Origin of the sequence: Salinicola salarius, from assembly GCF_002179555.1 — a bacterium.
GTDB classification, from domain to species: domain Bacteria; phylum Pseudomonadota; class Gammaproteobacteria; order Pseudomonadales; family Halomonadaceae; genus Salinicola; species Salinicola salarius_A.
This window is the reverse complement of record NZ_NHOU01000118.1, coordinates 1-877: the sequence shown is the minus strand read 5'-3', so window position 1 is coordinate 877 and position 877 is coordinate 1. Positions and strand designations below refer to the sequence as shown.

Here is an 877-nt window from a genome sequence, read left to right as displayed (position 1 = left end):
GAGTTATTGTCAAATCTGGTGGATGACGGTCAGGCCGCATTCCTGTCTGATTGATCGGTTATCTGCTCTCCGTCCTGGAACTTGACGTTGCTGACGACCAGTTCCAGCTTCTGGAAGTGCTTGATACGTCTCCAGCGTTTTTGGGCGCTCTGAAGCAACTTGAATACCATCGACAGGGTCGTCGCCCGAGAGCCGCAGTTCCGGCTCCGCTTGCTGCGCAGACGGACCGTGGCGAAGGATGACTCGATCGGGTTAGTGGTGCGGATATGCACCCAATGCTCTGCCGGGTAGTCGTAGAACGCCAGCAGCGACTCCCGATCCTTGGCCAGGCACGCCATCGCCTTGGGGTACTTGGCCTCGAAGCGTTTCAGAGTGCGATCGAAGGCCTTGTGTGCCTCGTCGCGGGTCTCGGCCATCCAGATGTCATGCAGGTCTGCCTTGACCTTGGGCTGAACAGACTTCGGCAACTTATTCAGTACGTTAGCCGTCTTGTGAACCCAGCAGCGTTGATGGTCGGTTTCCGGGTAGACCTTGTTCAACGCCGCCCAGAACCCCATGGCGCCGTCGCCGACCGCCAGTTTGGGAGCCGTAGTCAGGCCGCGTTCACGCAGGCCCGTCAACAGGGTCTCCCAACTGGCCGCCGACTCGCGAAAGCCATCCTCGACGGCCACCAGTTCCTTTCGCCCTTGCTCGGTAACGCCAATGACCACCAGCAGGCACAGACGGTCATCCACTCGCACATTGCTGTAGACACCGTCGGCCCACCAGTAGGCGTAACGGCGATCCGACAGGTCCCGCTGACACCAAGCCCTGTGCTCGTCGAGCCAGTGGGCTTTCAATCGCGAAACCGTGTTGGCCGACAAGCCCTTCGCCTGGT

Annotated in this window: 1 protein-coding gene; it reads right to left on the bottom strand. The window is 60.0% G+C overall.

Features of this window, described 5'->3' with window-relative positions; all coding sequences use genetic code 11:
• Positions 1 to 29: 29 nt before the first annotated feature.
• Positions 30 to 877: IS256 family transposase (locus tag CCD76_RS19385; RefSeq protein ID WP_087721116.1), on the bottom strand; the 848-nt coding region annotated here is incomplete at its 5' end.